Source organism: Allobosea sp. (assembly GCF_036675845.1).
Taxonomy (GTDB): Bacteria; Pseudomonadota; Alphaproteobacteria; order Rhizobiales; family Beijerinckiaceae; genus Allobosea.
Genome location: NZ_JAKFED010000180.1, coordinates 1 through 6307, shown reverse-complemented (window position 1 = coordinate 6307; position 6307 = coordinate 1). Strand labels below are relative to the sequence as shown.

At 70.4% G+C, this 6307-nt stretch carries 7 protein-coding genes and 2 pseudogenes; 3 read left to right on the top strand and 6 right to left on the bottom strand.

All coding sequences use genetic code 11. The annotated features are described in order from the left end of the window. From V6M56_RS19665 to V6M56_RS19655, 3 genes and pseudogenes are all read left to right on the top strand, one after another. Nucleotides 1-351: pseudogene (locus V6M56_RS19665) on the top strand (leucyl aminopeptidase family protein); the annotation flags it as partial. 81 nt (nt 352-432) lie between these two features. Beyond that, the gene (locus V6M56_RS19660) at nt 433-786 is read left to right on the top strand and encodes a MarR family transcriptional regulator (RefSeq protein ID WP_332686166.1); all 354 of its coding nucleotides are present in this window, start codon (nt 433-435) and stop codon (nt 784-786) included. Nucleotides 787-830: 44 nt separating this feature from the next. Next, complete coding sequence (locus V6M56_RS19655; protein ID WP_332686163.1) at nt 831-1688, top strand: C40 family peptidase; 858 nt, start codon at nt 831-833, stop codon at nt 1686-1688. 127 nt (nt 1689-1815) lie between these two features. Here the strand turns inward: V6M56_RS19655 and V6M56_RS19650 are convergent, their stop codons facing one another. The 6 genes and pseudogenes from V6M56_RS19650 to V6M56_RS19625 all read right to left on the bottom strand — a co-directional run. Next, on the bottom strand, nt 1816-2760 hold the full coding sequence (locus V6M56_RS19650; RefSeq protein WP_332686161.1) for a 2-hydroxyacid dehydrogenase: 945 nt from the start codon (nt 2758-2760) through the stop codon (nt 1816-1818). Further along, the gene (gene deoA / locus V6M56_RS19645; RefSeq protein ID WP_332686159.1) at nt 2757-4082 is read right to left on the bottom strand and encodes a thymidine phosphorylase; all 1326 of its coding nucleotides are present in this window, start codon (nt 4080-4082) and stop codon (nt 2757-2759) included. The genes V6M56_RS19650 and deoA overlap by 4 nt, the downstream gene beginning before the upstream one ends. Further along, on the bottom strand, nt 4082-4843 hold the full coding sequence (deoC, locus tag V6M56_RS19640; protein ID WP_332686157.1) for a deoxyribose-phosphate aldolase: 762 nt from the start codon (nt 4841-4843) through the stop codon (nt 4082-4084). The genes deoA and deoC overlap by 1 nt, the downstream gene beginning before the upstream one ends. A gap of 4 nt (nt 4844-4847) precedes the next feature. Next, nucleotides 4848-5660 (bottom strand): purine-nucleoside phosphorylase, encoded by an 813-nt coding sequence (locus tag V6M56_RS19635; RefSeq protein WP_332686155.1) that lies wholly within the window; start codon nt 5658-5660, stop codon nt 4848-4850. Nucleotides 5661-5721: 61 nt separating this feature from the next. Beyond that, complete coding sequence (locus tag V6M56_RS19630) at nt 5722-6165, bottom strand: cytidine deaminase (RefSeq protein WP_332686153.1); 444 nt, start codon at nt 6163-6165, stop codon at nt 5722-5724. 7 nt (nt 6166-6172) lie between these two features. Next, nucleotides 6173-6307: pseudogene (locus V6M56_RS19625) on the bottom strand (ABC transporter permease); the annotation flags it as partial.

Genomic DNA, 6307 nt, shown 5'->3' with positions numbered 1-6307 from the left:
GGGCCCGACCTGCCGCCCTTCTACACGCATGATGAGGGCCTTGCCGCCGAGATCGCCCGGCTCGGCATGGCGGTGAACGATCCGGTCTGGCGCCTGCCGCTCTGGCCGCCCTATGACAGCCTGCTCGATTCCAAGGTGGCGGAGCTCAACCACATCTCCGGTGGCGCTTTCGCCGGCTCGGTCACGGCGGCGCTCTTCCTCAACCGTTTCGTCGAGAAGGCGATCTCCTACGTCCATTTCGACATTTACGGCTGGAATCCCTCGGCCAAGCCGGGGCGGCCCGAGGGCGGCGAATGCCAGGCCGCGCGCCTGACCTATGCGCTGGCGAAGCAGCTCTATCCGGCGCGTTAAGCCTGTCGGGCGGCTGTTGTTGCGCCGCAACCTCGCTGCGATAATGATACGGCCCCGTAACGATCGGGGGAACGGGCGCGCATGGCGCTGGAGATCAAGCCGTCACAGGCGCTGCGGCTCTGGCGCCAGGTCCATCTCGACCTGGTCCAGGATGCGCAATCCGATCTTTCGGTGCGCCAGACCGCGATCCTTTTGACGATCTATCTCGAATTGCCGCCGCATACGGTGCGCGGGCTGGCGAGCCGCCTCGGCGTCACCAAGCCGGTGATCACCCGCGCGCTCGACTCGATGGGCAAGCTCGGCCTGGTGACGCGCCGGCGCGACGAGTTCGACAAGCGCAATGTCGTGATCCAGCGGACCGTGGCGGGGGCGCTCGCGGTCGAGCACCTCGCCGATCTGGTGACGGCGCGGGCCCGCGAGCTCGGGCCGGCGTAAACCCGCATCTTCGCCTGTTAACCGCCCGGCGCTAGACTGGCCTCATGACAGCGATTCTCGACCGCCGCCTTACGCCCGCCCGGCCCGATCTCGCCGCCCGCCATCTCGATGGCCAGGTCGAGGCGCTGGCCTTTGCCGATCCGGTGCCGATGCGGGTGGTGGCGCCCTTCGCGCCATTGCGGCGCGAGCCGCGCCCAGATGCGGCGCTCGATACGCAGGCCCTCGCCGGCGAGCAGGTCCGGGTCTACGAACAGCATGAGGGCTGGGCCTGGGGCCAACTCGTCGGCGATTCCTATGTCGGCTACCTGCCGGACGACGCGCTTGCGGGCGATGCGGCGGTGCCGACGCATCGCGTCCGGGCGTTGCGGACCTTCGTCTACCCGGGCCCCTCGATCAAATTGCCGCCGCTGGAGGCACTCTCTCTCGGTGCGACGCTCGCCGTCACCGGCGAGAATGGCGACTTCCTCGTCACCGAGCGCGGCGGCCATGTCTTCAAGCCGCATCTTTGCGCCCGCGACGTCCATGAGCCGGATTTCGTCGCCGTCGCCGAACGCTTCCTCGAAGTGCCCTATCTTTGGGGCGGCAAGACCAGCCTCGGCCTCGACTGCTCGGCGCTGACCCAGCTTTCGCTGGCGGCGGCCGGCATCGCTGCGCCGCGCGATTCCGATCTGCAGGAGAAGGGGCTCGGCGAGGCGCTCGCCTTCGATGACGGCCTTGCCGGCCTGAAGCGCGGCGATCTCGTCTTCTGGAAGGGCCATGTCGGCATCATGACCGATCCGGAGACCCTGCTGCACGCCACGGCCTTTTCGATGAGCGTGATCCGCGAGCCGCTGCGCGTCGCCCGCGACCGGATCGTCGCCCGCCAGGCCGGGCCGATCACCGCGATCAGGCGGCTGGGCTGATGGCCTCCACCGTCATTGCGAGCGCAGCGAAGCAATCCAGGGCCGTTGAGCGAGACCTCCTGGATAGCTTCGTCGCTCCGCTCCTCGCAATGACGGGGACAGCGCCTCCGGCAGGATACGCTGCGCCTCAATACCCCCGCGCCGGATCGACGATGTGCTCGAGCGGCTCGCCGGCTTCCAGGCGCCGGATCTGCGCCGCCACCTGTGCCGCGACCGTCTCCGGTGCCGACATGGCGGCGTTATGCGGCGTCACCGTCACGGCCGGATGGACCCATAACGGAGATTCCTGCGCCAGTGGCTCGGTCTCGAAGACGTCGAGCACCGCCTCCTTGAGCTCGCCTTCGGCGAGCGCGGCGAGGATGTCGGCCTCGATTTGCAGCCCGCCGCGCCCGGCATTGATCAGCACCGGCCCGCCGAGGCGCCCGTTGCGCGCGAGCCCGGCGAACAGGGCGCGGTTCAGCATGCCGCGCGTCTCCGGCGTCAGCGGCAGCAGGCAGACCAGGATGTCGGTGCGGGCCAGGAACTCGGCCATTCCGGCCTCGCCGGAGAAGGTCCGCACGCCCTCGACCGCTTTCGGCGAGCGGCTCCAGCCGGCGACGTCGAAGCCGATGATGCGGAGCTTGGCGACGGCGTCGAGCCCGAGCTCGCCCAGCCCCATCACGCCGACGCGGACCTCGCGCGCCGCCGGCTGGTTGCGGTCGTCCTCCCAGAGCCGCTGGCGCTGCTGGGCGGCATAGCGTGGCTGCTGGCGCAATTGTGCCAGGCAGTGCAGCACGACGTACTCGCTCATCCGCGTCGTCAGATCGGGATCGACGACGCGGGCGATCGGCACCTGCGGCAGGCGCGAATCGGCGAAGATGTGGTCGACCCCGGCGCCGAGCGAGAAGATCGCGGCGAGATTGGGCAGGCCGGCGAGGCTGCCCTCGGGATGTTTCCAGCTCGCGACATAATGCACGGCGCGCCGGTCGAAGGGCTCGCCGAGGGTCACGACGGGAAGTTCGGGCAGCAGCGCGGCGAAGCGCGCGCGCCAGTCCTCGACATGCCAGACGGTCATCGCCACCAGCAGACTCATGACTGCAACGCCTCCATAACGGGAATGATCAATGGTCCGCGCGCCGCCGGCCCGTCGCCGAGCCGATAGGCGGCCCGCAGCCTCGCCTGAGCCGCCGCAAATCCAGCCTCGTCGCGCGCATGCACCAGGCCGAGCGGTCGCTCCGGCCCGACCGTATCGCCGACGCCGGCGAGTTCGACGATGCCGACGGCAGGGTCGATTGCGTCCTGGGGGCGCGTCCGCCCGCCGCCGAGGGCGACCACCGCGAGCCCGACGCCGCGGGTGTCGATCTTCTGGGCGATGCCGCTGCGCTCGGGCAGGACGGGGCGGATGATCGGCGCCGCCGCAAGATGCGCCTGCGGCCGCTCCAGCAGGTCGGCCGGGCCGCCCAGCGCCGCGACCATACGGGCGAAGCGCTCGGCCGCCGCGCCGCTGGCGAAGGCGGCCTCGATCTTGGCCGCGGCTTCCTCCGGCGTCTTCGCGAGCTTGCCGAGCAACAGCATCTGCGCGGCCAGCGCCACCGTCACCTCATGGAAACGCGGCTCGCGCCGGCGGCCGGTCAAGTGGTCGAGCGCATAGGCGACCTCGAGTCCGTTGCCGGCGGCAGAGGCGAGCGGCTCGTCCATGTCGGTCAGCAGCGCCGTGGTCGGCAGTCCCGCGCCATTGGCGACGCTGACCAGCGCCGCCGCCAGTTCGCGCGCCTTGTCGAGCGGCGGCAGGAAGGCGCCCGAGCCGAACTTCACGTCCATGGCGAGGCCGGAGAGGCCGGCGGCGAGCTTCTTCGACAGGATCGAGGAGGTCAGCAGCGGGATCGTCTCGACCGTGCCGGTGACGTCGCGGATCGCATAGAGCCGCCGGTCGGCCGGGGCGAGATCGGCGGTCTGGCCGATGATGGCGCAGCCGGTCTCGCGCACCACCTTGCGGAACAGGTCGAGTCCGGGCTGGGTGACATAGCCCGGCACCGCGTCGAGCTTGTCGAGCGTGCCGCCGGTATGGCCGAGGCCGCGCCCGGAGATCATCGGCACATAGCCGCCGCAGGCTGCGACCGCCGCCGCCAGCGGCAGGCTGACCGTGTCGCCGATGCCGCCGGTCGAATGCTTGTCGAGCGCCGGCCCGGGCAGGTCGCTCCAGTCCAGGACCGTGCCGGAATCGCGCATCGCCAGCGTCATGGCGACACGCTCCTCGGCATCCATGCCGCTGAAGAATATCGCCATGGCGAAGGCGGCGGCCTGGCCCTCGCTGATGCCGCCATCACTCAGCCCGGCGACCATCTGGCGGATATCCGCGGCGCTGAGCTTCGCGCCGTCACGCTTGGCCACGATGATTTCCTGGGGCAGGCGCATCAATAGGCTCCGTCGGTCCGCTCGCCCGCAACCGTGCCGGCGATGACGTCGGCCAGGACAGCGTAGAGACCGCTGGCGCCGAAGCGGAAGCTCTGCGGGCTCGCCCAGTCCGGCCCCATCACGGCGTCGGCGAGATCGAGATAGGTCCGCGCATCGGCGAGCGTCCGCAAACCGCCGGAGGGCTTCAGGCCGACCGGCCGGCCGGAGGCCTTGATCGCCTCCAGCATGGTCCGTGCCGCTTCGGGCGTGGCCGAGACCGCGGTCTTGCCGGTCGAGGTCTTGATGAAGTCGGCGCCGGCGGCGATGGCGAGATCGGCGGCGGCGCGCACCTTCGCCTGGTCGGGATATTCGCCGCTCTCGAGGATCACCTTCAGCGCCTTGTCGCCACAGCGCGCCTTGGCTTCGGTGACCATGTCGCTGGCGCTGGTGGCGTCGCCGGCCAGGAAGGCGCGCCAGGGCAGGACGAGGTCGATCTCGTCGGCGCCGTCCGCGAGCGCCTCGGCAAGGTCGCTCTCGATCAGGCTGCAATTGGCGCCGCCGGCCGGGAAGTTGATCACCGTCGCGATCCTGACCGGCGAATCGCGCAGCGTCCGGCGCGCCACCTTGACGAATTGCGGCCACAGGCAGATCGCCGCGACAGGGCCGGGTGGCGCGACGGCGCGGGCGCAGAGCTGCAATGCGCCGGTTTCCGTCGCCCGCTCGGAGAGATCCGTCAGGTCCAGCAGCCGCAGGGCGCGCAGGGCGAGTTCGGCGTCCGTCATCGCCTCAGAGGTCCGTCAGGAAGGCGCGGAAGACACGGCGCAGCCCGGCGGTCGCGGCCGCGGCGACGTCGCGGGTGTCGGCATGGCTCGGCGCGCCGCCATGGATGCCGGCCGCCATATTGGTGACGATCGAGATGCCGGCGACGCGCAGGCCGTGGCGCCGCGCCAGGATCACCTCCGGCACCGTCGACATGCCGACGAGGTCGGCGCCGAGCAGCTTCGCCATCCGGACCTCGGCCGGGGTCTCGAAGCTCGGCCCCGAGAACCACATATAGACGCCCTCGCCCATATTGGCGCCGCTGCTGGCTGCGGCCTTCTTCAGTCGGGCGCGCAGATGCGGGTCATAGGCGTCGATCATCGGCACGAAGCGGCCGTCGCCGGTATCGCCGACCAGCGGGTTCGGGCCGTTGAAGTTGATGTGGTCGGTGATCAGCGCCAGGCTGCCGGGCCGCAGATCGGGCTTGAGCGAGCCGGCGGCATTGGTCAGCACCAGCGGCGGCGAACCGAAGGCCGCCAGCATGCCGAGCGGCACGCGCATGATCGCCGGATCGCCGGTCTCGTAGAAATGCGCCCGGCCCTCGAAGATCAGCACCTTCTTGCCATAGAGCAGGCCATAGCTGACCTGCCTGGCATGGCCGGAGACGGCGCCCTCAGGGAAGCCGGGAATCTCCGAAAACGGAATCGAGACCGGATCCGTCATGTCGTCGACGATCCGGCCGAGCCCGGTGCCGAGCACGATGGCGCAGTCGATGCCGCCATCGACGCCACGGTCGACCAGGACCGATGCCGCTTGGTCGAAAAGCGCATCCGCCGCCATTTTTTGTCGCTCCATCGGCGCGTCGAGGCGCGCCCTTCAGGCGGCTCTCGGGCGCCGCAAATCACTTCGGCAAATTGGCCGGTCCGAAGGAGGCTGGCAACAGCTCCGCGAGCGAAAAGCGAGCGCGCACGCCGCCGGGCCCGGCGATCAGCACCGGCGTCTCCGGAGCGGCGAATTCGCGGATGCGCTGGCGGCAGGCGCCGCAGGGCGTCACCAGTTCCTCGCCCGTCCCCATGACGAGGATGGCGCGGATCTCGCGGCTTCCCGCCGCGACCATGGCCGAGATCGCCCCGGCCTCGGCGCAGGCGCCGACCGGATAGGCGGCGTTCTCGACATTGCAGCCGGCATGGATCGTGCCGTCGCCGGCGAGGATCGCGGCGCCGACCGCAAAGCGCGAATAGGGGGCGTAGGCGCGGCCCTGCGCGGTCTTCGCTGCCGTAAAGAGGGCGTCGAGTTCGGTTGCGGCAATTTCTGGCGCGGCAAGGTCCGGCGGGGCAGGTTCCATGGCGGCTTCAGCGTTCCTTGACATAGGGCAGGCCGGAGGCCCGGGGCGGCACTGCCTTGCCGATGAAGCCGGCGAGCAGCACCACCGTCATCACATAGGGCAGCGCCTGGATCGCCTGGACCGGGACCTGGCCGATGCCCGG

Coding starts and splice junctions, on each gene's coding strand:
- deoA (WP_332686159.1), bottom strand. CDS start 4,082: ATGCGCCTGCCCCAGGAAATCATCGTGGCCAAGCGTGACGGCGCGAAG.
- V6M56_RS19655 (WP_332686163.1), top strand. CDS start 831: ATGACAGCGATTCTCGACCGCCGCCTTACGCCCGCCCGGCCCGATCTC.
- V6M56_RS19650 (WP_332686161.1), bottom strand. CDS start 2,760: ATGAGTCTGCTGGTGGCGATGACCGTCTGGCATGTCGAGGACTGGCGC.
- V6M56_RS19660 (WP_332686166.1), top strand. CDS start 433: ATGGCGCTGGAGATCAAGCCGTCACAGGCGCTGCGGCTCTGGCGCCAG.
- V6M56_RS19635 (WP_332686155.1), bottom strand. CDS start 5,660: ATGGCGGCGGATGCGCTTTTCGACCAAGCGGCATCGGTCCTGGTCGAC.
- deoC (WP_332686157.1), bottom strand. CDS start 4,843: ATGACGGACGCCGAACTCGCCCTGCGCGCCCTGCGGCTGCTGGACCTG.
- V6M56_RS19630 (WP_332686153.1), bottom strand. CDS start 6,165: ATGGAACCTGCCCCGCCGGACCTTGCCGCGCCAGAAATTGCCGCAACC.